Raw genomic sequence first — 22,885 nt, 5'->3', positions numbered from 1 at the left:
CGGGTGACGACATCCCCGTCGGCAGCCCCATCGCCGGACGCACCGACCAAGCGCTCGACGATCTGGTGGGCTTCTTCGTCAACACCTTGGTCCTGCGCACCGACACCTCTGGGGCACCGACCTTCCGCCAGCTTCTGGATCGCGTTCGTGAGACCTCACTGGCCGCCTTCGCCCACCAGGAGGTGCCCTTCGACCACTTGGTGGAGGCGATCAACCCGGCCCGGTCACCGTCCCGGCACCCGTTGTTCCAGGTGATGTTCTCCATCGACACCGACGAGGCCGATGCGTTCTCCCTCCCAGGTCTGGAAACCACCGCTGCACCGGTGGCGACGCCGACGGCCAAGTTCGACCTCGACATCGTCGTCTCCGAGCAGCGCTCGGGGGACGGCGAGTGCCTCGGTCTGACGGGGGCGATCGTGTACGCCACCGACCTGTTCGACCACGCCACGGTCCGGGACATCGCGGTGCGCTGGACGCGGCTCCTGGAAGCAGCCGTGCAGCACCCGGACCGGCCGATCAGCCACATCGACGTCCTGTCAGCCGACGAGAGACACCGCGCCCTGGGCGGGACCTCGGGTGAGACGGTGACGTGGGGGCCTGCGCGCACACTCCCCGACCTCTTCGGCGAGCAGGTGAGCACCGCACCCGACTCGGTCGCCGTGGTGGCCGGCGGTACCGCCCTCACCTACGGTGACCTGAACGTCCGGGCCAACCGGCTCGCCCATGCCTTGACCGCTCGCGGCGTCGGAGTCGAGGACGTTGTCGCCCTCGCTCTGCCGCGTTCGGCCGACCTCGTCGTGGCGATCCTCGCCGTGCTCAAATCCGGTGCCGCGTACCTCCCGCTCGACCCCGACCATCCGACCGCCCGCCGCACGGGCATGCTCGACGACGCGCGGCCCGTGCTGCTGCTGTCGGATGCTGCCACCGCCGATGCCGTGGATTCCGAGTCCCGTCTGCCGCACCTGCTGCTCGACGCGCCAGAAACCGCCCGGGAGCTGGCGGCGCAGTCCGAGGCCGACCCGATCACAGGGCTGCTGCCCGACCATCCGGCGTACGTGATCTACACCTCGGGGACGACGGGGGAGCCCAAGGGCGTGGTGGCCCGGCACGCCGGCGTGGCCGGAACAGTGGCCCAGTACGGGGAGCAGGTGTTCACCCCCGCGGCCGAGCGGGCAGGCAGGGGGAGGCTGCGGGTGGCGCTGACCGCCTCGGTGTCCTTCGACGCGTCCTGGGCCCAACTGGCGGCGCTCATGACCGGACATGAACTGCATGTGGCCGACAGTGCGACCTACACGGACGGGGAGCGGTTCACAGCTTGGCTCCTCCGCCACCGGATCGACTCCGTCGACGTCACGCCCTCGTACATGCGTGTTCTGATCGATCACGGACTGTTCGCGAGCGAGCGGTGGCGGCCGAGCGTTGCCGTGCTCGGCGGTGAAGCGCTGCCCGAGCGGCTGTGGCAGGAGCTGCGGGCGGTGGAGGGACTGGTGGCCCACAACATGTACGGGCCGACCGAATGCACCGTGGACGCCGTACGCGCCCGGCTCGACGATGCGGCCACCCCGGTGCTCGGGCTGCCGGTCGCGGGCGCTCGAGCCTACGTCCTGGACGGGGCGTTGCGGCCTGTGCCACCGGGCGTGCTCGGCGAGTTGTATGTGGCCGGTGCGGGCTTGGCGCGCGGATATCTGCATCGTCCGGGGCCGACTGCCGCACGCTTCGTGGCCGATCCGTACGGGCCGTCGGGGACGCGGATGTATCGCACCGGTGACCTGTGCCGCCGACGGCCTGAGGGGTGGCTCGAATTCGCCGGGCGGGTGGATGACCAGGTCAAGGTGCGCGGTCACCGTATCGAGCCGGGCGAGATCGAGACGGTGCTGACCCTCCACCCGCAGGTGGCCCGGGCCGCCGTGATCGCCCGTGAGGACCGCCCGGGCGACGTACGTCTGGCTGCCTACACCGTGCCCGCTCCCGGGGCCGAGGCGGCTTCGGCCGAGCTGCGGACCTTCCTCCGCGAGCGGCTCCCCGACTACATGGTGCCGGCGGCATTCGTGCGGCTGGACGCGTTGCCGTTGACGCCGAACGGGAAGCTGGACCGAGCCGCGCTGCCCGCACCGGACGCCACCGCTGCTGCAGGGCCGAGTCGCAGTTCGTGCACGCCGGAAGAGCAGGTGCTGTGCGAGCTGTTCGCCGAGGTGCTGGGGGTGTCCGACGTCGGCGTCGACGACGACTTCTTCGCGCTGGGCGGTCACTCTCTGCTCGCGACCCGTTTGACCAGCCGAATCCGGGCCACGCTCGGCGCGGAGCTCACCGTGCGCGCACTGTTCGAAGCTCCCACCGTCACCGATCTGGCGGCACGCCTCGACGGCGGCACGCAGCCCGCGCGCAGCCCCCTGACTCCCATGCCGCATCCCGGCAGGACGCCACTGTCGTCGGGGCAGCAGTTGATGCTGCTGCTGCACCGCTTGGAGGGGCCCAGCCCCACGTTCAACATCCCGTTGGCACTGCGCATGACCGGCCGGCTGGACAAGAAGGCACTGGAGCGGGCCCTGGCCGACGTGGTGACCCGGCACGAACCCCTGCGGACCGTGTTCCCCGAGGCCGGTGATGAGCCCTTCCAGGACGTACTCGACGCGGAGGTGGCCCGGCCCCGGCTGCATATGACCGCAGTCGGTGAGAAGGAGCTGCCGAAACGGCTGACTGAAGCCTCCCGCTACGCATTCGATCTGGCCGCCGAACCGCAGCTGCGTGCGGAACTCTTCGCCCTCGGGCCGACAGAGCACGTGCTGCTGATCGTCGTCCACCACATCGCAGCCGACGGCTGGTCGATGGCACCGCTGACCCGGGATCTGACGACCGCCTACATCGCCCGGAGCCGGGGCGAGGAGCCAGTATGGGACCCGCTGCCGGTGCGGTATGCCGACTACACGCTGTGGCATCGGCAGTTGCTGGGGGATCCCGCCGACCCCGACAGCCTTCGGAATCGGCAGCTCGCCCACTGGTCAGGCGAGTTGAGCGGGATGCCCGACGAACTGAAGCTTTCGTTCGACAGGCCCCGTCCCGCCGCCGTCTCGCACCGCGGTGCCTATGCCCTGGTCCGGATCGACGCGGAGGTGCATACGGCTCTCACAAAGCTGGCGCGCCAATCCGGCGCCAGTCTGTTCATGGTGCTGCACGCGGGTCTGGCCGCCCTGCTGACCAAACTCGGCGCAGGCACCGACATCCCCGTGGCCTCTCCTGTCGCCGGGCGCACCGACCAGGCGCTCGACGACCTCGTCGGATACTTCGTCAACATCCTCGTTCTGCGGACCGACACCTCGGGTGATCCGACCTTCACCCAACTCGTCGCGCAGGTCCGTGATACGGCACTGGCCGCCTACGCCCACCAGGATGTGCCCTTCGATCATCTGGTGGCGGGGGACGACCCCACACAATCCCTCTCCCAACGCCCTCTCTACCAGGTCATGCTCATCCTGCAGAACCTTCCGGAAGACCGGTTCGAGCCGCCCGGGTTGCAGGTGAGGGAAGTCCCCGTGGACGCCGGCACCGCGCACGAGGACATCTCCATCGGGCTGACCGAACGCCGCAGTGCAGACGGCACTCCCGCCGGTCTGGAAGGAATGATCAAATTCAGCACCGATGTGTTCGAACGGCAGACGGTCGAGGACTTCTTCGCGTGCTGGGTACGGCTGTTGGCGGCCGCGGCAGAGGCTCCGGACCAACCGCTGAGCCACCTTGATGCACCCGCGCCCTGAAGAGCGGTGCGCGGGAACGGCCAGTTCCCGACGGGCGCTCGGGGGCCTTGTCCGTAGCCCGGGTTGAACTCGACGCCCCGCAGGTCGCAGATATGGCCCACCCGCCACGTCCGCGGCCTGCGCCCGCGCGGCACTCACCATGCCCTGGCCGTGCGCCTGGCTTCCAGCAGTGAGCTCTTCGCACCCGCCGCAGAGCCGAGGCGCGGTCGCTCGGCCGCCGTGCAACGCCGAACCAGAGGTGCCCGGGAACCGGCTGCGTACCGCCCGGCCGTGCGGGCCCCGACCCACAGCAGTGACCACTGAACCCACCCATGTCCGGCCCTGCATTCCACGATCCGGCGCTGACCCGAGGAACCTGAAGTTGAGCGTACTGTCGCACTCGAACCTGAGTATCGGCGAGAAGCCCTGCCCCACCGAGGAGACCGCGTCGGCGCTGCTGGAGGTGTCCCGACAGCTGTCGCAAGCGAGGGAGAACCACCTGGGGTTCCCCGGCAACATGGCCTTCGACGACTCCGACAGCGGGCATCTGCTGGCTGCTCTCACCAACAACGTCGGCGATCCCGACAGCGAGGACGCCTCAGGGGTCCACACCAAGGACTTCGAGCGGGAGGTCATCGCCTGGTTCACCGAGCTGGCGCAGGGCGATCCGGTCACGACGTACGGGTATGTGACCAGCGGTGGCAGCGAAGGCGTCACTTTCGGGCTGTACGTGGGACGCCAGCAGTTCGAGCACGCGCCTCTCTACGCCTCCTCGCAGGCGCATTACAGCGTGCGCAAAGCGGCCGAACTGCTGCGGATGCGGCTGGTCTCCGTGCCCTGCGGGCCGGACGGGACCATGGACGCGGAGGCGCTGGGTGCACTGTGCCGGGCCCAGCGCCGTGAGGACGCCGCGGCCGGACGCTCGCCCCGGGGCGCGGTGGTGCTCGCGACGGCCGGGACGACCATGGGTGGAGCGTACGACGACGTCCCGGCGCTCCGGGAGGCAGCCGGCGCGGCGGGGCCCTGCTATGTGCACAGCGACGCGGCGCTGGGCGGCGTCGTGGCGGCCTTCAGTTCTCCGCGGCCCCCCTGGAACTTCCGGGACGGCGCGGACAGCGTCTCGGTGAGCGGTCACAAGTTTTTCGGCGCCCCCGTGCCGTGCGGCATCGTGCTGGCTCGGCGGAGCCTGCTGCCGAGCTCTCCGGTGGGCGAGTACGTGGGCGCCCGCGACCACACGCTGGCCTGCTCCCGCAGCGGGCTGGCCGCTGTGCTGCTGTGGAAGCGGCTGCGCCAGTTGGGCACCTCCGGGCTGCGCTGTCTGGTGCACCGCTGCCAGGACACCGCCGAGTACGCGAAGACGTCGCTGGCCGCCGTGGGGGCGCGCCCTCAGCGGCAGCCGCACGCGCTTGCGGTCACGTTCGACCGGCCACCGGAGGAGGTGCGCCGACGCTGGCGTCTCTCGGCTGAGGGACAGCGGGCGCAGTTGATCGCCATGCCGCACGTGACGCCCCGCGTGATCGACGAGTTGTGCGCGGGTTGGTTGCCGGCGGGTGAGCGGCTGCCCTTACCGCCCCGCCGGGTGGTCGCGGCACGGCACGAGCCTGCCCACCGGTCCGGACCTGCCGCGGGGCAGTACAGGTAGGGCTGAGCCCGATCGCCGCGACGCCCGGCAGGTGTGGTGGCCTGCCGCCCGTGAACGGCGGCCTCGCGCCCGACGGCACGCGCGTGCGGCCGGCGGAGGCCGTCGCCGCCATGCGGCCGCGTCGTCGACAGCCCCTACACGTAGGCATGGGCGCGGCGATGCGGCACGTCGTCCGGTTCAGCGGCGGAGCCACCAGGCGCTCGTCCCTTACCGTGCGAGATCCAGGGGGTGCCAGGAGGGGCCGTCGCCGTCCCGCTCGACCTGCCCGAACACCACATCGGCGAAGTGGATACCGAAGCCGATCGTGTTGGGTTCTGCCAGCTCGTCGACGAGTTGGCTGCGGTGAGCGGCGGCCTGGGCGGGGTCATGGTCGAAGGCGGTGGACCATTCGGGGTGGTCGATCTGGATCGGGGAGTGCAGGGCGTCTCCGAAGGCGATCAGCCGCTGCCCGCCCGCGGTGATGACGTACTCGGCGTGCCCGGGGGAGTGGCCGGCGGCGATCCGTATCCGTACGCCCGGGAAGATCTCCTGGCTGTCCGCCACCGTGCGGACGTGCGGCGCCAGGCCGGTGACCTCCTTCGTCTCCAGCAGGTCACGCCGGGCCCACTCCGGTTCGGACACCAGATAGTCCGCGTGGGCGAATACAGGCCGGCCGGTGCCAGGTGTGGGGTGCCAGGCCCAACCGGTGTGGTCGGGGTGCAGATGAGTAATGGCCACCGCCTCGATCTGTTCGGGCCCGCGGCCGAGTTCGGCCAGGCTGTCCAGGAGCGCGCCCCCGTGGATCGCGCCGCGCGGGCCGTCCGGTGCGGGCGGCCAGGACTGCGGCCCGAACCCCGCGTCGATCAGCAGTGCGCGGTCGCCGTCTTCCACCAGCAGGCCGCCGATGCTTGCTACAAGGCTGCCGGACTCGTCCAGGTACTCCGGATGGTCGGCCCACACCGTGCCTTGGGCGGTGTCGGGGAGCAGATCGCGTGGTCGCAGCTGTACCGCCCCGTCGGGCACGTAGGACACCCTCGTGTCGCCCAGCTGCAGTGAACGGATCCCAGCCGGCCGCCGCAGCCGCTCAGTCCGGTCGATCGCCGAGTACGTCATGGTCCATCTCTCCTTCTACAGGTGGGGCGTTGCCGTGTTCCTCGGAGCGTCGGGACGAACATGAGCATCAAGTTAGAACTATGCAAGCTCAAAATATTCTTTCTTGATGGACTTGCTAGGATGGGATCCATGACGACGTCCCCGGAGCCGCCTGCCATCGCCGAGCGCGAGTTGTGCGGCCTGGTGAACGGATTGGCCCAGCGCATCGCCGACCACGTACGCCAACGCGCCGTCACTCTCGGCTTCACCGCCGCCCAGGCAACCGCGCTTCGGGAAATGACCGGACCGATGACCATGCGCGAACTCGCCGAACGCATGAGCTGCGAGCCCTCCAACGCCACCTTCGTCATCGACAAGCTCGAAAAGCAGGGCCTGGTCGAGCGCCGCGCTCACCCCACCGACCGCCGCGCCAAGCACCTGGTCCTCACCTCAGAAGGCAGCTCCGCCCGCGAACGGCTCCTCGAACTCCTCGCCCAGGACTCTCCACTGGCCGGCCTCAGCTCCGAACAGCAGCGCGCCCTTCAGGGCCTCCTGGAGCAAGCAGTCGCCCGTCCGTGACCAACGCCGGCCAGGAGACGGACCCGCCGCCGTGCTCCGGCGAATCGCCGGGCGAGCAGGTCGAAGTCGGACGCCGGCCCGTGCGTCACCCCTCGGCCCGCGAAAGCACCGAAAACCTCGGTGTCCGGGTTCACCGCGACCGCCGTCCTGAGCAGTGACTCACCGAACTACGTGACTGACGTCCCTCGACCTCTGGCGCGAGGTCGCGGGGCGCGGGCGTAGCGGAGCGGACCATCAAGCCGGCTGTGACGCTGGTCCGGGCCAACTCGGAGGCTCGCGGGTCGGCTCAAGGGCTCAGTCGCACCTCAGACAACGAGTTCTCGAAGGCGGGAGCGGGGTCGGTGGCAGTCGGCGGTTTGACGCGCTTTTAGCTAACCGCTATCTATTGGGTGTCGTAAGGGAGAGGGAGGGGCAGCGGGTGCAGGACGTGGTGCTGGCGCTTCTGGTCAAGGGGCCGTCACACGGGTACGACCTGCGCGGGCGGCTGCTCGCCGCGCTCGGGCCGCTGGGCGAGACGCTCAACGCCGGACAGGTGTACGTCACGCTCACCCGGCTCGAGAAGGCGGGTTTTGTCGTACGGGAACGCGAGGACGCGTCCGCCCGCGGTCCGCGGCGCAAGGTGTACGCGCTGACCTGGGAAGGACGGGAGCGGGTGGCCGAGTGGCTGGCCGAGCCCGCCGGGCCCCGGGCGGACGTGGCGGAGTTCCATCTGAAGCTGGTGGCCGCCGCCGAGTCGGGCATGGCAGAGCCGCTCGCGCTCGTCGAGGCCCGGCGCCGCGAGCTGAGGCGCAGCCTCGCCGAGGCCCAGCACGCCGTCCTCACCCACGGCACGGACTCGGAGGCCGGACTGCTCCTGGAGGGCGTAGCACTCCGACTGCAGGCCGATCTGCGCTGGTTGGAGGCGTGCGAGCGGACTTGGTCCACCCGCGCCCCGTACGGGAAAGGCGGAGGGAACGGATGATGAAACGAGGCGGCCGACGGGGCAGAGGGCTGTCCGGGCACGGCGACTCCGCAGACATGACGGCAGGCTCAGTGCTGCGGGCCGTCGGTCTGTCGCGGGTCTACGGGCAGGGCGAGAGCACGGTTGTGGCCGTCGACGGGGTCGACCTCGACATGCCCCGCGGGCAGACGCTGGCCGTGACCGGCCCCAGTGGCTGCGGCAAGTCGACGCTGCTGCATCTGCTGGGCGGCCTCGACCGGCCCGACGACGGGGAAATATGGCTCGGCGGGCGGCGCATCGACCTGCTCGGCGAACGCGCACTCGCCCGACTGCGGCGCCGCGCCGTCGGCTTCGTGCACCAGGACTTCCACCTGATGGACGAACTGACCGCGGCCGAGAACGTCGAGCTGCCCGCGCTGCTTGCCGGTGACTCGCCGCGCACCGCCCGCCGTCGAGCCGCCGCCCTTCTCTGCCGTGTCGGGCTCGCGGACCGGGACCGGCACCTGCCGTCCGAGCTGTCCGGCGGGCAGCGGCAGCGGGTCGCCATCGCCCGCGCCCTGGTCAATGAGCCGCTCGTGGTCCTCGCCGACGAGCCCACCGGGAACCTCGACACCGCCGCGACCCATGACGTCCTCCGCCTCTTCGCAGACCTGCGGGCCACCGGACAGACCCTCGTACTCGTCACCCATGACGAACGCGTCGCCGCCACCGCGGACCGGGTCGTCTCCCTGCGCGACGGGGCGTCGGCCGAGGACACACCTGTGGCCGTGGGTGGCTCGCAGCTCGGCGGTCTCCTCGGCTGGGAGGAGTGACCATGGGCCGTCTGCTGCTGCTCTGGCGGCTCATCGCACGGGATATGCGGCGTCGCCCCGGCGAGGCCGTCATGCTCCTCGTCACCGTCGCCGCCGCCACCGCGTCGCTCACCCTGGGCATGGCCACCGACAACGGCGTGGCCGACGGGTACATGAAGACCCGCGAGGCCACCGCTGGGCCCGACGTCAGGGCCATCACCACCGCCACGGATCCCTCCGCCCTGGCCCAGCGCATCGCGGACGCCCCCGGCGTGGACACGCTCGCCGACCCGGTCCCGGGGTTCTCCACCACGGTCCGCGTCAACGGACAGACCGAGAACACTGCGGTCGAGGGGCGCGAGCGCACCGCGTCCGCCGTGGACCGGCCGCTGGTGACCTCCGGCACGTGGGTACGCAGCGGCGGCGCGGTCATCGAACGCGGCTTCGCCCGAGCGCTCGGTGTACGTGTCGGCGACCGTGTCACCATCGGCGGGCGCCGATACCCGGTGGTCGGTACGGCCATCAGTGCGGCCAGCGCGGTGTATCCGTGGGGCAACTGGGCCTCGGGCCCGGGGCCGTCCGACGGCGGCGGGCGGATCTGGCTCACCACCGAAGACACCCGTACGGCAGCCGGCGACGCGCCCCTGCTGCATCTGTTGAACATCAAGCTGTCCGACCCCGACAGAGCGCGCAACTGGGCGAAGACCGTCCTCACCGACGACCTCCGGGGTCAGAACTGGGTCAACACCCAGCCCTGGCAGAACTTCGTCGACGGGGATACACGGCTGCTGCGCGGCACCCGACCCACCCTGGTGGTCGGTGGCGGACTCCTCGCCGCGGCCTCGCTGGTCACCCTCGCGTCACTCGCCGCCGTACGCGCGCCGCGGGACCACCGGCGCGCGGGCCTGTTCAAAGCGGTCGGCGCCACCCACCGCACCGTGGCCGCGATGCTGCTCGCGCAGCACCTGCTCCTCACGGTGGTGGCCGCTGTCGTAGGAGTCACCGTGGGATGCCTGACCGCGCCCGCGCTGGCCGACCCCAGTGCAGGCCTGCTCAACACGGCGGGCAGGCCGACCACCGGCATCGTCACGGCCGCGACCGTGCTCGCCCTACTGGTGGCCCTGGCCGGCACGCTCGGCCCCGTCCTGCGCACCCTGCGCTCCACCACCGTCGCCACCCTCGCCGATCCAGCGCACCCGACCGTGTACCGTCCTCGGCTTGCAGCCATGACCGCCTACATGCCCACGCCGCTGCTGATCGGCGTACGGCTGATCGCACGCCGTCCCGGCCGCGCGGCCCTGAGCGCCCTCGGCACCGCCGCCACGACCGTCATGGTGACCGCCCTCCTCACCTTCCAGGTGTGGCTCGAAGCGGACACCGCCCAGGGAATGTCCACTGTCGAGGAGATCCGCAACGCCATGACAGGACAGGTCATGCTCGGTGTCACGGTCGCCCTCGTGGCACTGTCCGTGCTCAATACCGTCTTTCTCAGCTGGAGCGCCGCGGTACAGGCCCGACACACGCTGGCCGTCACCCGCACCCTCGGCGCCACCCCCGGCCAGGCCACCGCGGCGCTCTGTATCGCGCAACTGCTGCCCGCCGTGGGCGCGATCGCGGTGGGAATTCCGCTCGGGATCGGCCTGTTCGCGCTGTTCAGCGCAGTCGTGGTGACACCCCCGGGCAGCTGGCTCGCGGCCGCGGCCGCGGCGGTACTCCTTGCCGTGGCGGCGCTGACCGCCCTGCCCGCCTGGCTCCACACACGTAGCCCCGCCGGACGCGTCCTCGACGCCGAACCCGCCTGACGGCCCTTCCGGCACGGGCCGCTGATCAGTCCTCGTCTTCACCGGCGGCAGGGACGGCCGCTGGGGAAAGGATGGCAGACGACCCTCCCGGTCCGACCCGGCCCGGACGGTCCCGTCCGGGCCGGAAGGGGAGCCGGCGTCCATCAGCGTCACCGCGGAGCACATCGCACCCGACCCGCCGGACTCCTCCCCGACCGCGTGCCGGACGCGCCGACGCCGCAGGCACCCCGACGGCGCGGCGCGTACCTCTCCGTCAGGGCACGCCGGTGACCCCGCTACGCACCCGCCGAGGACGAGCGGCGGTCACCGGCCGAGGCCATGCCGAGCCAGGTGTGCGGGTTGCGTTCCCAGCACCAGCCGAGTTTGGGGGCGTGCTGGCTGATCCAGATCGCCGGGACACGGCGGTCGCCGGAACGGGAGCCGCCGAGGGAGAAGCACTTGTTCTTGACCAGGATCTCGGGGGAGTGGGTGATCATCGCGATTCCCTCCTCGATGGTGAGCAGGGTCCGGCCCCTGGCGGCGATGGTGTCCATGGCGTCGTTGGGCACCGCGCCGCAGAACTCCTCGCCGCGTTCGATGTCGAACAGGAGGTAGGCCGACTGGTTCGGGAGCCCGGTCTCCTTGATGGCGACGAAGCGTTCGAGCGCGCCGGGTTCGAAGGAGCGGTCGACGAACCCGGGCTTGGTCTTTCCGGCCAGGGTGGTGCGCGGCATCATCTGCTCGATCGCGACGAGGTGCCGGGTGACCACCAGCAGGAACGGCAGCCGACCGGATTCCGGCTCGTAGGTGTCGTGCCGGTCGGTGACGAGTTCACGCAGGGGCGCGACCTGGGCGGTGAACTGTTCCTCCGTCAGATCGGCCATCGCCGGGTAGTCCCGTGCGATGAGATTGCGGACCTGTCGGTCGAACTCGGTACCAGGGTCGATGGCGGTGCTTGTCAAGGTGGGTCCTCTCGGATCGCTCGGTCGATGAGCAGCAGTACAGGGGCAGGGTCCGGTACACGGGCAGGGAGCCTGCGCGGGCATGGACCGAGTGCCGGGCGGGGCCGTTCGAGCAGGTCGTCGATCAGGCGGACGTCGGGGGCTCAGGCGCGGTGCCGGTGTCGGGTGAGGCGCGCGAGGGCACCGCTTTCCAGAGCCGTCCACACGGCACCGTCCGGCCCGAGGGTGATGCCGTGCGGCTCCGAGCCGACTGCGGACAGGTCGTGCACCTCGATCGCGCCGTCGGCGGTGACGGAGCCGACGCGGTTGCCTCCCCACTCGGTGAACCACAGGGCACCGTCGGTGCCCGGAGCGATGGCATGGGGTCTACCGGTGGGGTCCGGCAACGCGAACTCGGTCACCTGCCCGTCGACGGTGATTCTGCCGATCTGCCCGGTGGCGATCGCGACGAACCACAGTGCGCCGTCTTGGGCCGTGGTGATGCCGACCGGGGCTGCTGCAGGGGTGGGCAGCGGATGAACGGTGATCGTTCCGTCGGTGCCGATCCGCCCGATGGCGTTGGCCTGGTTCATGGTGAACCACATCCCCCCGTCGGGTCCGGCACTGATCGCGGAGGGGAACGCACCGGTGACCGGGAGCGCGAATTCGGTGATCTTCCCGTCGGTGGTGATGCGGCCGATACGGTCGGCGGCGGTCTGGGTGAACCACAGTGCGCCGTCGGGCCCGGCGGCGATGCCGTACGGTCCACAATCGGGGGTGGGCAGGGGGAACTCGGTGACTTGCCCGGCAGTGCTGATCCGCCCGACGTGGTGCGCCTTGTAAGCGGTGAACCAGAGCGCCCCGTCGGACCCGGTGGTGATGATCGTGGGCCCGCACTCCGGATCGAGCTGGTGGTATGTGGCCTCCCGGCCGGGGACCAGCCGGCCGATCCGGCCATCGCGGACCATGGTGAACCACAGCGCGCCGTCCGGCCCGGTGGTGAGCGCGTACGGCCCGCCGTCCGCCACCGGGTACTTCTGCAGCGATACCTGGGTCACAGGGTTCTCCCCAATCCGTGCCGGGTGGCGATGCGTTCGATGTCGGCCGGGCTGCCGGCCATGAGGGTGCGGGCGTGCTCGGTGACCAACTCCACCGGCCAGTCCCACCAGGCCGCGCGGCGCAGTCGCGCGATGTCGGCGTCGTCGAAGCGCTGCCGGATCGGGCGGGCAGGGTTGCCGCCGACGATCGTGTAGGGCGGCACATCGCCGGTGACGACCGCGCCCGTGGCCACGATTGCGCCGTCGCCGATCCGCACCCCCGGCATGACGGTGGCCTGATAGCCGAACCAGACGTCGTTACCGACCACGGTGTCACCCCGGTTGGGCATGCCGGTGACGATGTCCAGGGTCCGCTCGGCCCACTCACCACCGAACATGGTGAACGGGAAGGTGGTGACGCCCATCGTCGGATGCTCGGCACCGGCCATCAGGAACCGGGTTTCCGCGGCGATGGCGCAGTACCGGCCGATGATCAGTTTCTCCGGCCCGTAGGCGTAGAGCACGTTGCGGTGCTCGAACCGGGTAGCACCGTCCGGGTCGTCGTAGTACGAGTACTCGCCCACCACGATCTTCGGCGAGCTGACCAACGGCTTGAGGAACACCACCCGCTCATGCTCGGGAAGCGGGTGCTGGGTCATCGGATCAGGTGGCACGTACAACTCCAGAGGTGAAGGGATGTTCGCCGCGACTCGGCCGGCCGAGCCGTGGAACCGTCAGTCGAGGAAGCCGTAGACCCGGCACAGTCGAGACTGCTCGGCGACCAGGACGGCCAGCCCGATGATCACCGGTGGGCCGTCGAGCGGCCCCAGCTCCCAGGCGAGACGCGCCGCATGGTGGTTGCCGTCGACGTGCCCTGCCGCTCGGTACACCAGGCCGGGAAACTGCTGCTGGGCCGTGGCCACAGCCGCGTCGATGGCGTCGCGGCCCTCGGCTGCCACGATCGGGTCGACATAGCGGGCATCGTCGGTCCACAGCTCCTCGATGAGCGCCCGCCGCCTGGCCGGGGCGCGCTCGTTCCAGCTCGCCAGGTACCGCCTGGCCAGCTCCTGGATGTCGGACATGATCGGTCTCCTCGGCCGTCGTGCGCTGTGGTCAGCACGCTACGGCGGCGGACGGGGATGCCGAATCCGTCACCTGCCGGTAGTCGACCAGGGAGTTTGTGGCCGACTTAAGTACGATCGTCGGGTGTTGCACGGACGGGGTGAAGAGATATCGGTCATCGACCGATTGCTGGCGGACTGCCGGACCGGTCGCAGCGGGTGCTTGACGATCACCGGAGAGCCCGGCGTGGGCAAGACCGCACTGCTGGAATACGCGGCGTCGGCGGCCGAGGGGCTGCGAGTCATGCGCAGTACCGGAATCGAGTCCGAAGCGCACCTGCCGTTCGCCGGTCTGCACTTGCTGCTGCGGCCCGCTCTCGACCGCATCGATGTGCTGCCCGCACCGCAGGCACGAGCCCTGCGGGGGGCGTTCGGACTCGCATCAGCCGAACCGGGCGACCGTATGCTCGTCGGCATCGCCCTCCTCTCCCTCCTCGCCGAGTTCGCCGACCAGGGCCCCCTCCTGTGCCTCGTCGACGACGCCCAATGGCTGGACCGGGCATCGGTCGAGGCCTTGCTGTTCGCCGCGCGGCGGCTCGACGCCGAAGGCATCGCGCTGATCGTCTCCGCCCGGACCGGTTTCGCCGCGCCCGGACTCGCTCAGCTACCGCTGACCGGGCTGGATGCCCCCGCCGCCGCCGAACTCCTCGACGAGCACGCCGCCGCACTGTCGCCCGTCGACCGGTACCGGGTGCTGGCAGAAGCCCAGGGCAACCCACTCGCTCTCCTCGAACTGCCGGCCGCCCTGGCTGCCGACCCGACGGTCCTCGCCGGTCAGGCTCTGCCCATGACCGGCACGGTCCAGGCGGCCTTCCTCGACCAGGTGCGGCGGCTGCCCGAGCCGAGCCGGCACCTGCTGCTCGTCGCGGCCGCCGAGGACACCGGCGACCGCGATGTCGTCCTGCGCGCGGCCGCCGACCTCGGCTGCCGACCGACGGACCTGGTGCCCGCCGAGGAGGCCGACCTGCTGCGGGTGGACAACCGCACCGTGCGCTTCCGCCACCCCCTCGTCCGGTCGGCCGTCTACCAGGCGGCCCCGTTCAGCCTGCGTCTTGCGGTGCACACCGCCCTCGCCGAGGTCCTCGACCAGCCGGAGGACGCCGACCGGCGCGCCTGGCACCGCGCCGTGGTGGCCACGGGCCCCGACGCGCAGGTGGCCGCGGAACTGGAGAGCACCGCACAGCGCGCCGCCGCGCGAAGCGGATACGCCGCGGCGGCAGCCGCCTACGAGCGGGCCGCACAGCTGACCTCGCCCGGCCCCGACCACGCCCGCAGACTCGTGCTGGCCGCCGAAGCGGCCGCCGAGGAAGGCGATGTCGAGCGCATGGCGGAACTCGCCGGTCGCGGCGCCGCGCACGCCGACGACCTGGCCCTGACCGTCCGGGCCAACCGGGTCCGCGCCGCCGCCGCGTTCCACCAGGGTTCGCTCCGCACGGCCTGCCGGCTGCTGGCCGAGGCTGCCGCGCTCACCCGGGACGACGACCCGTCGCTGGCCGCCCACATGATGCTCGACGCGGTGCACGCCGCCTGGTACCTCGGCGAACGCGAGATCGCGGAGACCGCAGACCAGCTGGACGCCCTGCCGTTGCCGCCCGAGGACCCGCTCACCCACGTCGCCCGCCTGCTGACCTGGGTCGTGCGCTCCGCGATCGGACAAGGTGACCGCCGACCGCAAACCCTCACCCGACGCATCGCCGCCGCCCAACGGAGCGGATTCGGCGGACCGCACGACACCATCCTGGTCGGTGCCACCAGCCTCCAGGCCGCCGGCCACGACACCGAGGCACACCGGGTCGCCGGGGAACTCCTTGCCCGCTGCCGCACCCTGGGGCAGCTCGGTCCGACGCCGCCGGTGCTGGCGTGTCTCGCCAGAGCGTCGACCTTCCTCAGCCGCCACTCCGACGCCTGGGACGAGGCGACCCAGGCGCTGCAGCTCGCCCGCGAGCTCCGGCACCGGCAGTGGATCGCCGAGACCAGCGGCATACTGGCCTACCTGGCCGCGGTGAGAGGGGACGCGCAGGACTGCCACGCCTTCGCGGACGAAGCACTCACCGCACCGGAACCCGGCGTCACCGCACCCGGTACGCCCTGGGCACACTGGGCGCTGGCCCTGCTCGACCTGGGCCACTCCCGCTGGGAGGCCGCCCTCAACCGGCTGGCAGCCCTGCACGCCGGACCGGTACGACATCAGCTTCCCGGCCTGCGGAGCATCCCCGACCTGATCGAGGCAGCGGTGCGGCTCGGCCGACCGGCTGACGCCCGCGAGCCGCTCGCCCGGCTCAACGACTGGGCACGCCAGACCGAGCAGCCGTGGGTCGAGGCGCACGTGCAACGCTGCCGAGCCCTGCTCGCACCGGAAGCCGACGCCGAGGAGCTGTACCGGGCGGCCCTGCGGCTGCACCCCGACGACAGACAGTTCGAACGCGCCCGCACCGCGCTGCTCTACGGCGAATGGCTGCGCCGTATGCGCCGCAAGTGCGATGCCAGAGGCCAGCTCCGCGAAGCCCACGAGACGTTCCGGAGACTGGGCGCCACCCCCTGGGCGCAGCGGGCTCGCGCCGAACTCGACGCGACCGGCGAAGTCGCCCCGCAGCCCGCGGCCGCAGACGGAGCACTGGCCGTACTCACCCCGCAAGAGGGGAAGATCATCCGGCTGGCCGCACGCGGATTGTCCAACCGTGACATCGCCGCACAGCTCTTCCTCAGTCCCCGCACCGTCGGATACCACCTTTACAAAGCTTTCCCCAAACTCGGTGTCACCGCCCGGGCCGAACTCGCCGCCCTCGACCTCCTGGACACCGTCGAGCACCGTCCGCACCCCGGAGCCGTTCCACCTTCCTCAGCCTCGTACCAAGAACGTGCCCACCACCAGGCGAGTCCGTCCAACCTGACGAAGCACCATTGAGAGGCCCTCACGGAAGCTGCTGAACATGTGGCTTTCGGCTTGGGGGCGGTGGCTTGTGAAAGGCGGCACGGCGAGCTCAGACCGACCTCCCCGATTCGTCTGGGAGTGGGTCGCGCGAACCGCGCCTTGGCGTGGCCGGCAGGCCGGCGTTGTGGTGGCGCCGGGTGGTCAGGAGACGAAGTCGTGGAGGGCGGGCAGTGCCGCGGTCGTCCCGACAGGTGCTATGTGGACCACGGCTTCCTCGAACTGGAAGTAGGAGAGCCCTTCGTGGCGCGGGCCGATGACGAGAAGGTTGCGCCCGCAGCGCCAAGCGGCGTGCCGCCAGTCGCCGGATCCCATGGCCAGGGTGCCGCCTTCGGTTCTGAGATCGCGTTCTGGGGGGCCGAGGCGTTGAGTGAAACTGGTGATGGCGTCGTCGATCTGCGCGTCGAACACCTCCCGCCCGGCGTTCTCGTGGCTCGACCAGCCAGGCAAAGTACCCCAGAAGTCCTCAGCCCATTCCTCGCCACCAACCCAGTAGAAGTGGGCAAACGACAGGGACAGGTAATCCCCGAGATAGGCGAGATGGCCTTCGGCGGTGATGAGAGTGTCCTCCAAGGGCAAGTCGTCGCTTTCCCGCCAGCCCAGACGTCCCACTGCTGCCTCAAAGACCGCCCGGTCGTCCCACGGCAGTTCCGCCAGGCCGACGATCTGCTGCACAAGGAGGGGTGTGACGGGGCAGGCGGCGACGTGGTCGGCGATCGGGTCCTCGTCTGTCATGGCGGAACGATATCCAGCTCATATGACCACATTGACTCTCACCCCACGTGATCTTCAGCTGGTCGGTCCGAGTGTCTGTCGCCGGATCGGACGACCTGAAATCTGACGGACGCGGAACTGCTCTGTCTCTCCGTCGCACAGGTTCTGCCGGGCTTTCCCTCTGCCCGGCACTGGATAGGATTCGCGCATGCCTGGCGACCTGGTATAGACCGGAAGACACCGTCCGACTCGCCGCCCAGCGCCTGCTGCATCGCCGGTGTGGGGGCAGGGAACTGGAGCGGCTGCGGGTTATACAGGGACGGTGCCTTCTGGAGAGCGTGTTCGGGTTGCGGGGCGGTCGTGGCAGCCGCGCCGTGTGTTGCTGGCGCTTCCGCTCGGGCTGATCGCCGTTGTCACGGTGGTGGATATCCTGGCCCCGCCTGACGTGCACCTCGGGCCCTTGCTGGTGGCGGCGCCGGCTGTCACGGCCGCCATCGGCGGGCCCTGGCTCGTGGCATCGGTGGGAGCTGTTGCCACGGCAGCGCAGCTCACGATCGGTGTGACACGGCGTGGGTGGCTGACCCTCAACCATCAGATGCAGATTCTCGCTCTGCTGGTCGTCACTGCGGTGATTGCGGTGTTCGTCGCCTTGCGTGAGCGGCAGCAGCGGGAGATGACCCAGGTGCGTTCGGTCTCCGAGGCCGTGCAGCGGGTGTTGCTGCGTCCGCTGCCCCCGCGTCTGGGGCCGCTGCGTGTTGCTTCGGTCTATCTGGCCGCCGAAGCCGAAGCGCAGGTCGGCGGTGACCTGTTTGCCGCCGCCCGCACGGAGGGACAGACGCGTGTGATCGTCGGTGATGTGCGGGGGAAGGGGCTGAGCTCGGTCAGTGACGCGGCTCTGCTGCTGGGCGCCTTCCGGGAAGCGGCACACCAGCACGCCGATCTCTCCGCGCTCTCCCTGTATCTGGAGCAGAGCGTCAGCCGGGACCTGGTCGAGCTCACCGAGACCGACCAGGGCAGCGAGGAGGACTTCATCACCGCCGCCATCGTGGAGATCCCCGACGACCAGGCCGTGGTGCGCGTGGTCAACTGCGGTCACCCGCCGCCGTTGCTGGTGCGCGGCCGGAGTGTCACACTCCTCCGGGCCGAGCAGCCCGAGACCCCGCTGGGGCTGGGCGCGTTCGCCGCATCGGACTACCGGGCCGACACCTTTCCCTTGGAGGATGACGACGTGCTCCTGCTGTACACGGACGGTGTCATCGAGGCGCGGAACGCGGCAGGAGTCTTCTATCCGCTGGCCGAGCGGCTCACCGCGTGGACGGGAGACGACGCCGAGACCCTGGTACGGCGGCTGAAGGACGATCTGCTCGCCCACAGCGGTGGCAGTCTGGGCGACGATGCCGCCGTCGTCGCCCTCCAGCGCACCCCCACGCCATCGCACATCCCGTAGCACGACAACGCCGTGCACCGGCGCTTCCTGGTCCGGCAACCGGCCGTGCCGCTCATGCAGATCGAGATCGACCTCCCGCGTATCGAGCAACAGGACGTATTCACGGAGACGCCTGGGCAGGCCCGGGGTGGTCCGCGTCTACTTCGGGTCGCGGTTGAACTGCGCCGTCGACCAGCGATAGCCGAGCGCGACCAGGCCGACCCACCAGGCGATCGCGATCCAGCCGTTGTCGCCGATCTCGGTGCTGAGGAGGAGTCCGCGGAGGGTTTCGATGGCGGGGGTGAAAGGCTGGTACTCGGTGATCAGCTGGAACCAGCCCGGCATGGTGTCGGCCGGGATGAACGCGCCGGAGACGAGGGGGAGGAGGACCGAGCGAGGTCTTATCCGCCGTTCGACCACTCGGTGGACAGGATCTGCGGCGGCTTCCGGCGGCCGACCGGCCCGTGACTGCCGGCGCTGCGCCGAGGCGGACGAACCGCGTGTGAGGGTTGTGCGCGCTGGTATGAGGCGACGGGTGGGTTACTTCTCGGCCGTTCCGGATTCCCGACTGATGGACTCCTGGTAGACGTCCGCATAGGTGCGTGAGTCCGCGACCAGGTCGTCGCAGAACGCGGCGACGTCCGTGCCGATGAGTTCCAGAACCCCCTTGCCCGCGGCGGCGCCTTCCTCGAAGAAGTCGACGATCCCGGGGAGCAGGGACCCGTCAGGCAGGTCGACCGGTCCGACCTTGAACAGGTACTTCTGCATCTCCTTGTAGACGATCTGGTAGTCCGGCGGGAGCGCCTTGACCCGGGCCAGGTGCGCCCGCCACTGCTTCTTGCCCTCGACGATGTCCTGGATGCTCACGTCAGCCTCCCAGCCGGCTCAGCTTCTTTGCGACATTCCTGTTCAGCTGCTCGCGCCACCGGTCGCGATAGGTGCGAGCCCCTTCACCACCGGCCAGCGCGGCGCAGAAGCCTGGGATGTCGTCGCCGAGTACCTCATGGACGCTCTGCCCGTCGGCCGCTGCTACTTCGAGAAGCCCCAAGGCGGCGTCGAGGATCGGCAACAGGTTGCGGCCGGTGAAGTCCCCATAGGGGAAAAGGTGGGCGATGATCTGTCCCCACGCCGCCCGGTAGTCGGCCGGCAGGGCCTCGGCCCGGGCTTCGAATACCTTCCATTCCCGGGTGAGATCGCTGCCTGTGATCTTCTCCCAGAAGTTCATCTCCCGCCCTCCTTGAGCTTGTTGATGCGTGATGAGACGTACTGCCATTTCGCCCAGAACTTCGCGAGCTCCTCGCGTCCGGCGTCGTTGAGCGCGTAGAACTTGCGCGGCGGACCCACTCCTGATGGTCGTTTCGTCACCTGGACGAGTTTGTTCCTCTCCAGCCTCAGCAAGATCGTGTACACCGTCCCCTCGGTGACGTCGTCGAAGCCAAGCTCGTGCAACTGACGGGTGATGGCGTACCCGTAGGTTTCCTCGCCGCCGATGATTTCGAGCACGCACCCTTCGAGCGTGCCCTTCAGCATCTCCGTCAGGTCGTCCATCGCTAGTCCTCCTCGGCCCCCCAAGCAGTACTTCGTAGCACCGAGTACCACTATACGGTATCACCGAGTAGTGGAGGCCGTCAGCGACCGGCGAACACGGGCCAGACCGGGCCAACCGTGAAACCAAGACAGGGGACCACCGCGACCGCCCTCGCACGCGCCGTTCCGAGGCCAGAGAGCTGACGCAGCGGAAGCCGGTGCCGTTGTCGAGCATCGCGGCGTCGGCCGAGCGTTGGGCAACGCAGGTGTGACTAGGCGGAGGCGGCGGCCACGAAGAACGGAATGGCGATGAACAAGCGGCCGGCATCGGCGCGCCGACGCTGCTCGATGAGCCACTCGTCGGCCTGAGCACGGTCGACGGCGCCGCTCGTGCAGGCCGGCTCGGCGAGCCTGGTGAGCAGTGACAGCATCGCGGGGTCGGTGAACACGCTGGTGTGCACCTCGACGGTGACGTCGTCGAAGCCGCCGTCCAGGAGAAGGTTGCGGTACTGGCGGCCGGCGCGGGGCGTGCCCAGGAGGTCGGCGCGGGCATGCACGATCGTGCGGGTGAGCGCCGCGTCGTCCGAATCGATCATGATGGCGTCCCAGTCCTGCCCGACCAGGACTGCCCTGCCGCCCGGGGCAAGGACGCGCCGGGCCTCGGCCATCGCGCGCCCTGGTTCCCGAAGCACATGGAACACCTTGTCGGCGCGGTAGCCGCGCACGCTTCCGTCGGCGAACGGCAGATTCTCCGCTCCCGCCTCCCGGAACTCGGTCGCCGCCCACCGTTCCCGGGCTGCGGTCAGCATCACCGGGTCGGGGTCCACGCCCACCGCGTGGATGCCGCGTTCGGCCAGCTCGGCGACGGCGCGCCCGGCGCCGCAGCCGATGTCCACGACAGTCGAGCCCGGGACGAGAGACAGCAGTTCGTAGGAGCGGGCCCGCAGCCGGGTGGCGCTGGGCAGCTGGTCCGCCGCGTCGAGGAGGGCCAGCAGGGACTGGGTGTCGCGGTGCTCTTCCACCGCTTCCTGGTTTCTGGACATGGACGCCAGGCTGCGACTTAATGTCGGCGTGAAGTCAAGCGAAGACCACGGCGCCGCCGGCATGAGCATCGGTGCTCTTGCGGCACGCTTCGGCCTGGCCACTCATGTCCTGCGGCATTGGGAGTCGATGGGCCTGCTGCACCCCGACCGGGACGCGGGCGGGCGCCGCCGCTACGGTGCGGACGACCTCACCCGCGTGGCGATAATCCTCATATCCAAGGAGGCCGGCCTCGGCCTGGACACCATCAGGAGCCTGTCCGCCACCGTCGACCGCACCACCCGGCACAAGATCCTGCATCCCGAGGCCGAGAAGCTCCGATCGAGAATCGCGGCAGCCCAGGTCTCATTGGAGCTCATCGAGGGCGGGCTGAGCTGCGCACACGAGGACATCACCCAGTGCCCGAACTACCAGCGGCTCATCGCCGAGCGGGCCGGCCCCCGAGTGCCGGCGCGCGGGCGGGCGCAAGACGGGAACCCGCCTGCTGCGCGGACCGATTGAGCACCGGTCGGCCGGCGAGCCAGTGATCATCGCTGTGGCGCCGACCTCAGGAGACGGCACACCCAGGGCCCGACAGGTGCTCGGGGCATGGCGGCGTGCTGGAGGTGTGGCTGGTCGGCGCTTGCGGCTTCGACCGGGTGCTGGGAGAGCAGTGGGTCGTGGTGCTCGTTCGCCCGGTCAGGGTGCGGTGCAGCGTCAGGGCGAGCTGCTCCGGGCCCGGTGGCTGCGGCCGTGTTCCTGCCTCTGGCTGGTACTCCGTCGTGCCATTCGTCGCCGCCAGTACGGTTTCGGTAGGGCGGCCGGGAGGACGGCCGCCTGCCCTAGACCCCGCCGTACTGCCGGACCACACTCCGGCCGAAGCGGTGCCGCACTTGGGAAACGACACCTTGTCGACGCCCTACACCTCAGGCCGGATCGCCTCGCACAACCGCGCGGCGATCCGCCACCGCACCGGGTGGCTGGCCCCAGCCCTGCTCGACCGACTGGCGGCATCGGGCGGGTTCGTCTCCTGCACTGGTGAACAGTGCGGTCAGCATGGGCGCACCGTGAGCAAGTGTCTGGTGCGGCAGGGGGCCTGTGGCGACGAGTGAGGCGAGTCCGTGGCCAATGGTCCAGCTCTGTGTCGCCAGTTCCAGCGGGTCGACCTCATCACGGAAGCGCCCGCTCGCCCGGGCCCGCTCGACGGATCGGACGAGACGGTGCAGGGTCTCGTCCGCGGCGTCGCCGTCTTCGAGGTCGAAGCCCGCGTCGAACATGACGCGGTAGAGGTCGGGATTCTCCAGTGCGTTGGCCAGATAGGCGGCGCCCAGGGCGGCGAGGTCTCGTACCGGGTCTGCGGACATCTTGACGGCTGCGAGTCGGGTGGCCAGGCGTGTGAAGCCTTCTTGTCGCAGTGCCTTCCAGAGGCCGTCCATGCCGCCGAAGTAGGTGTAGACGGCCATCGTCGATACGCCGGTTCCGGCGACCAGGGTGCGCAGTGTGACCGGTTGCCTCGTCCGCAGCATCTGTGCGGCCCGGTCGAGCAGCAGGGAGCGGACCGCTGGGTCTTTCGTCCTCGCCATGACACCACAATACATAGCATCGCTATGTTTTGATGGTGCAGATCTTGCCGCT

At 70.2% G+C, this 22,885-nt stretch carries 20 protein-coding genes and 1 pseudogene; 9 read left to right on the top strand and 12 right to left on the bottom strand.

All coding sequences use genetic code 11. The features are described from left to right. A partial coding sequence (locus tag KBY19_RS07075; protein WP_210965400.1) for a non-ribosomal peptide synthetase occupies nt 1–3,752 on the top strand: 3,752 nt, incomplete at its 5' end. Between the two features lie 361 nt (nt 3,753–4,113). Then, nucleotides 4,114–5,373, top strand: a complete 1,260-nt coding sequence (locus KBY19_RS07070; RefSeq protein ID WP_247690688.1) for a pyridoxal-dependent decarboxylase — start codon at nt 4,114–4,116, stop codon at nt 5,371–5,373. 207 nt (nt 5,374–5,580) lie between these two features. Here the strand turns inward: KBY19_RS07070 and KBY19_RS07065 are convergent, their stop codons facing one another. Further along, nucleotides 5,581–6,465, bottom strand: coding sequence for an MBL fold metallo-hydrolase (locus tag KBY19_RS07065; RefSeq protein WP_210965399.1), 885 nt, complete (start codon nt 6,463–6,465; stop codon nt 5,581–5,583). A 129-nt stretch (nt 6,466–6,594) separates the two neighbouring features. On the opposite strand from KBY19_RS07065, the gene KBY19_RS07060 reads away from it, so the two are divergent. From KBY19_RS07060 to KBY19_RS07045, 4 genes are all read left to right on the top strand, one after another. Beyond that, the gene (locus tag KBY19_RS07060) at nt 6,595–7,023 is read left to right on the top strand and encodes a MarR family winged helix-turn-helix transcriptional regulator (RefSeq protein WP_099887035.1); all 429 of its coding nucleotides are present in this window, start codon (nt 6,595–6,597) and stop codon (nt 7,021–7,023) included. 418 nt (nt 7,024–7,441) lie between these two features. Beyond that, nucleotides 7,442–7,984 (top strand): PadR family transcriptional regulator, encoded by a 543-nt coding sequence (locus tag KBY19_RS07055; protein WP_099886128.1) that lies wholly within the window; start codon nt 7,442–7,444, stop codon nt 7,982–7,984. A gap of 56 nt (nt 7,985–8,040) precedes the next feature. Beyond that, nucleotides 8,041–8,775 carry an ABC transporter ATP-binding protein gene (locus KBY19_RS07050; protein WP_180289868.1) on the top strand — a complete coding sequence of 245 codons (735 nt, stop codon included), beginning with the start codon at nt 8,041–8,043 and terminating at the stop codon, nt 8,773–8,775. 2 nt (nt 8,776–8,777) lie between these two features. After that, complete coding sequence (locus KBY19_RS07045) at nt 8,778–10,556, top strand: FtsX-like permease family protein (protein ID WP_210965398.1); 1,779 nt, start codon at nt 8,778–8,780, stop codon at nt 10,554–10,556. Nucleotides 10,557–10,831: 275 nt separating this feature from the next. Here KBY19_RS07045 and KBY19_RS07040 read toward each other — a convergent pair whose 3' ends face one another. The 4 genes from KBY19_RS07040 to KBY19_RS07025 all read right to left on the bottom strand — a co-directional run bounded on the left by KBY19_RS07040 (nt 10,832) and on the right by KBY19_RS07025 (nt 13,595). Beyond that, the gene (locus KBY19_RS07040; protein ID WP_185019222.1) at nt 10,832–11,497 is read right to left on the bottom strand and encodes a DUF5701 family protein; all 666 of its coding nucleotides are present in this window, start codon (nt 11,495–11,497) and stop codon (nt 10,832–10,834) included. A gap of 143 nt (nt 11,498–11,640) precedes the next feature. Continuing rightward, the gene (locus KBY19_RS07035) at nt 11,641–12,534 is read right to left on the bottom strand and encodes a virginiamycin B lyase (RefSeq protein WP_210965397.1); all 894 of its coding nucleotides are present in this window, start codon (nt 12,532–12,534) and stop codon (nt 11,641–11,643) included. Continuing rightward, the gene (locus tag KBY19_RS07030) at nt 12,531–13,172 is read right to left on the bottom strand and encodes a CatB-related O-acetyltransferase (RefSeq protein WP_210965396.1); all 642 of its coding nucleotides are present in this window, start codon (nt 13,170–13,172) and stop codon (nt 12,531–12,533) included. Before KBY19_RS07030 ends, KBY19_RS07035 begins: the two co-directional genes overlap by 4 nt. 75 nt (nt 13,173–13,247) lie before the next feature. After that, complete coding sequence (locus KBY19_RS07025) at nt 13,248–13,595, bottom strand: nuclear transport factor 2 family protein (protein WP_099886134.1); 348 nt, start codon at nt 13,593–13,595, stop codon at nt 13,248–13,250. Nucleotides 13,596–13,719: 124 nt separating this feature from the next. Here KBY19_RS07025 and KBY19_RS07020 point away from each other — a divergent pair, with 124 nt between their 5' ends. Beyond that, entirely contained in the window at nt 13,720–16,539 is a 2,820-nt protein-coding gene (locus tag KBY19_RS07020) for an AAA family ATPase (RefSeq protein ID WP_307843456.1), read from the top strand. Between the two features lie 168 nt (nt 16,540–16,707). Here KBY19_RS07020 and KBY19_RS07015 read toward each other — a convergent pair whose 3' ends face one another. Then, on the bottom strand, nt 16,708–17,298 hold the full coding sequence (locus KBY19_RS07015) for a hypothetical protein (RefSeq protein WP_210965394.1): 591 nt from the start codon (nt 17,296–17,298) through the stop codon (nt 16,708–16,710). Between the two features lie 538 nt (nt 17,299–17,836). Here KBY19_RS07015 and KBY19_RS07010 point away from each other — a divergent pair. Then, nucleotides 17,837–18,724, top strand: a complete 888-nt coding sequence (locus tag KBY19_RS07010; RefSeq protein WP_307843455.1) for a PP2C family protein-serine/threonine phosphatase — start codon at nt 17,837–17,839, stop codon at nt 18,722–18,724. A gap of 138 nt (nt 18,725–18,862) precedes the next feature. Here KBY19_RS07010 and KBY19_RS07005 read toward each other — a convergent pair. The 5 genes and pseudogenes from KBY19_RS07005 to KBY19_RS06985 all read right to left on the bottom strand — a co-directional run. Next, nucleotides 18,863–19,093: pseudogene (locus tag KBY19_RS07005) on the bottom strand (ABC transporter permease); the annotation flags it as partial. 150 nt (nt 19,094–19,243) lie between these two features. Further along, complete coding sequence (locus KBY19_RS07000; RefSeq protein WP_099886136.1) at nt 19,244–19,570, bottom strand: DUF1048 domain-containing protein; 327 nt, start codon at nt 19,568–19,570, stop codon at nt 19,244–19,246. Nucleotide 19,571: 1 nt separating this feature from the next. After that, nucleotides 19,572–19,928, bottom strand: coding sequence for a DUF1048 domain-containing protein (locus tag KBY19_RS06995; RefSeq protein ID WP_210956862.1), 357 nt, complete (start codon nt 19,926–19,928; stop codon nt 19,572–19,574). Beyond that, entirely contained in the window at nt 19,925–20,251 is a 327-nt protein-coding gene (locus KBY19_RS06990; RefSeq protein WP_210956863.1) for a PadR family transcriptional regulator, read from the bottom strand. The genes KBY19_RS06995 and KBY19_RS06990 overlap by 4 nt, the downstream gene beginning before the upstream one ends. Nucleotides 20,252–20,502: 251 nt before the next feature. Continuing rightward, nucleotides 20,503–21,273, bottom strand: a complete 771-nt coding sequence (locus KBY19_RS06985; RefSeq protein WP_099886139.1) for a methyltransferase domain-containing protein — start codon at nt 21,271–21,273, stop codon at nt 20,503–20,505. 61 nt (nt 21,274–21,334) lie between these two features. Here KBY19_RS06985 and KBY19_RS06980 point away from each other — a divergent pair, with 61 nt between their 5' ends. Beyond that, nucleotides 21,335–21,772 carry a MerR family transcriptional regulator gene (locus KBY19_RS06980; protein WP_099887038.1) on the top strand — a complete coding sequence of 146 codons (438 nt, stop codon included), beginning with the start codon at nt 21,335–21,337 and terminating at the stop codon, nt 21,770–21,772. Nucleotides 21,773–22,176: 404 nt separating this feature from the next. Here the strand turns inward: KBY19_RS06980 and KBY19_RS06975 are convergent, their stop codons facing one another. Beyond that, a complete protein-coding gene (locus KBY19_RS06975; RefSeq protein WP_185019228.1) occupies nt 22,177–22,833 on the bottom strand; it encodes a TetR/AcrR family transcriptional regulator in 657 nt (218 codons plus the stop codon). Nucleotides 22,834–22,885: the final 52 nt, after the last annotated feature.

It is taken from the genome of Streptomyces sp. B15, from assembly GCF_018070605.1.
GTDB lineage: Bacteria > Actinomycetota > Actinomycetes > Streptomycetales > Streptomycetaceae > Streptomyces > Streptomyces smyrnaeus.
The sequence above is the reverse complement of the archived record's forward strand: the minus strand, read 5'-3'. Positions and strand labels throughout refer to the sequence as shown.

Excerpts from the sequence above, each read along its gene's own strand:
- KBY19_RS07050 (WP_180289868.1), top strand. The coding sequence starts at position 8,041 with ATGACGGCAGGCTCAGTGCTGCGGGCCGTCGGTCTGTCGCGGGTCTAC.
- KBY19_RS06990 (WP_210956863.1), bottom strand. The coding sequence starts at position 20,251 with ATGGACGACCTGACGGAGATGCTGAAGGGCACGCTCGAAGGGTGCGTG.
- KBY19_RS06980 (WP_099887038.1), top strand. The coding sequence starts at position 21,335 with ATGAGCATCGGTGCTCTTGCGGCACGCTTCGGCCTGGCCACTCATGTC.
- KBY19_RS07030 (WP_210965396.1), bottom strand. The coding sequence starts at position 13,172 with ATGACCCAGCACCCGCTTCCCGAGCATGAGCGGGTGGTGTTCCTCAAG.
- KBY19_RS07025 (WP_099886134.1), bottom strand. The coding sequence starts at position 13,595 with ATGTCCGACATCCAGGAGCTGGCCAGGCGGTACCTGGCGAGCTGGAAC.
- KBY19_RS07065 (WP_210965399.1), bottom strand. The coding sequence starts at position 6,465 with ATGACGTACTCGGCGATCGACCGGACTGAGCGGCTGCGGCGGCCGGCT.
- KBY19_RS06975 (WP_185019228.1), bottom strand. The coding sequence starts at position 22,833 with ATGGCGAGGACGAAAGACCCAGCGGTCCGCTCCCTGCTGCTCGACCGG.
- KBY19_RS06985 (WP_099886139.1), bottom strand. The coding sequence starts at position 21,273 with ATGTCCAGAAACCAGGAAGCGGTGGAAGAGCACCGCGACACCCAGTCC.
- KBY19_RS07045 (WP_210965398.1), top strand. The coding sequence starts at position 8,778 with ATGGGCCGTCTGCTGCTGCTCTGGCGGCTCATCGCACGGGATATGCGG.
- KBY19_RS06995 (WP_210956862.1), bottom strand. The coding sequence starts at position 19,928 with ATGAACTTCTGGGAGAAGATCACAGGCAGCGATCTCACCCGGGAATGG.
- KBY19_RS07060 (WP_099887035.1), top strand. The coding sequence starts at position 6,595 with ATGACGACGTCCCCGGAGCCGCCTGCCATCGCCGAGCGCGAGTTGTGC.
- KBY19_RS07015 (WP_210965394.1), bottom strand. The coding sequence starts at position 17,298 with ATGACAGACGAGGACCCGATCGCCGACCACGTCGCCGCCTGCCCCGTC.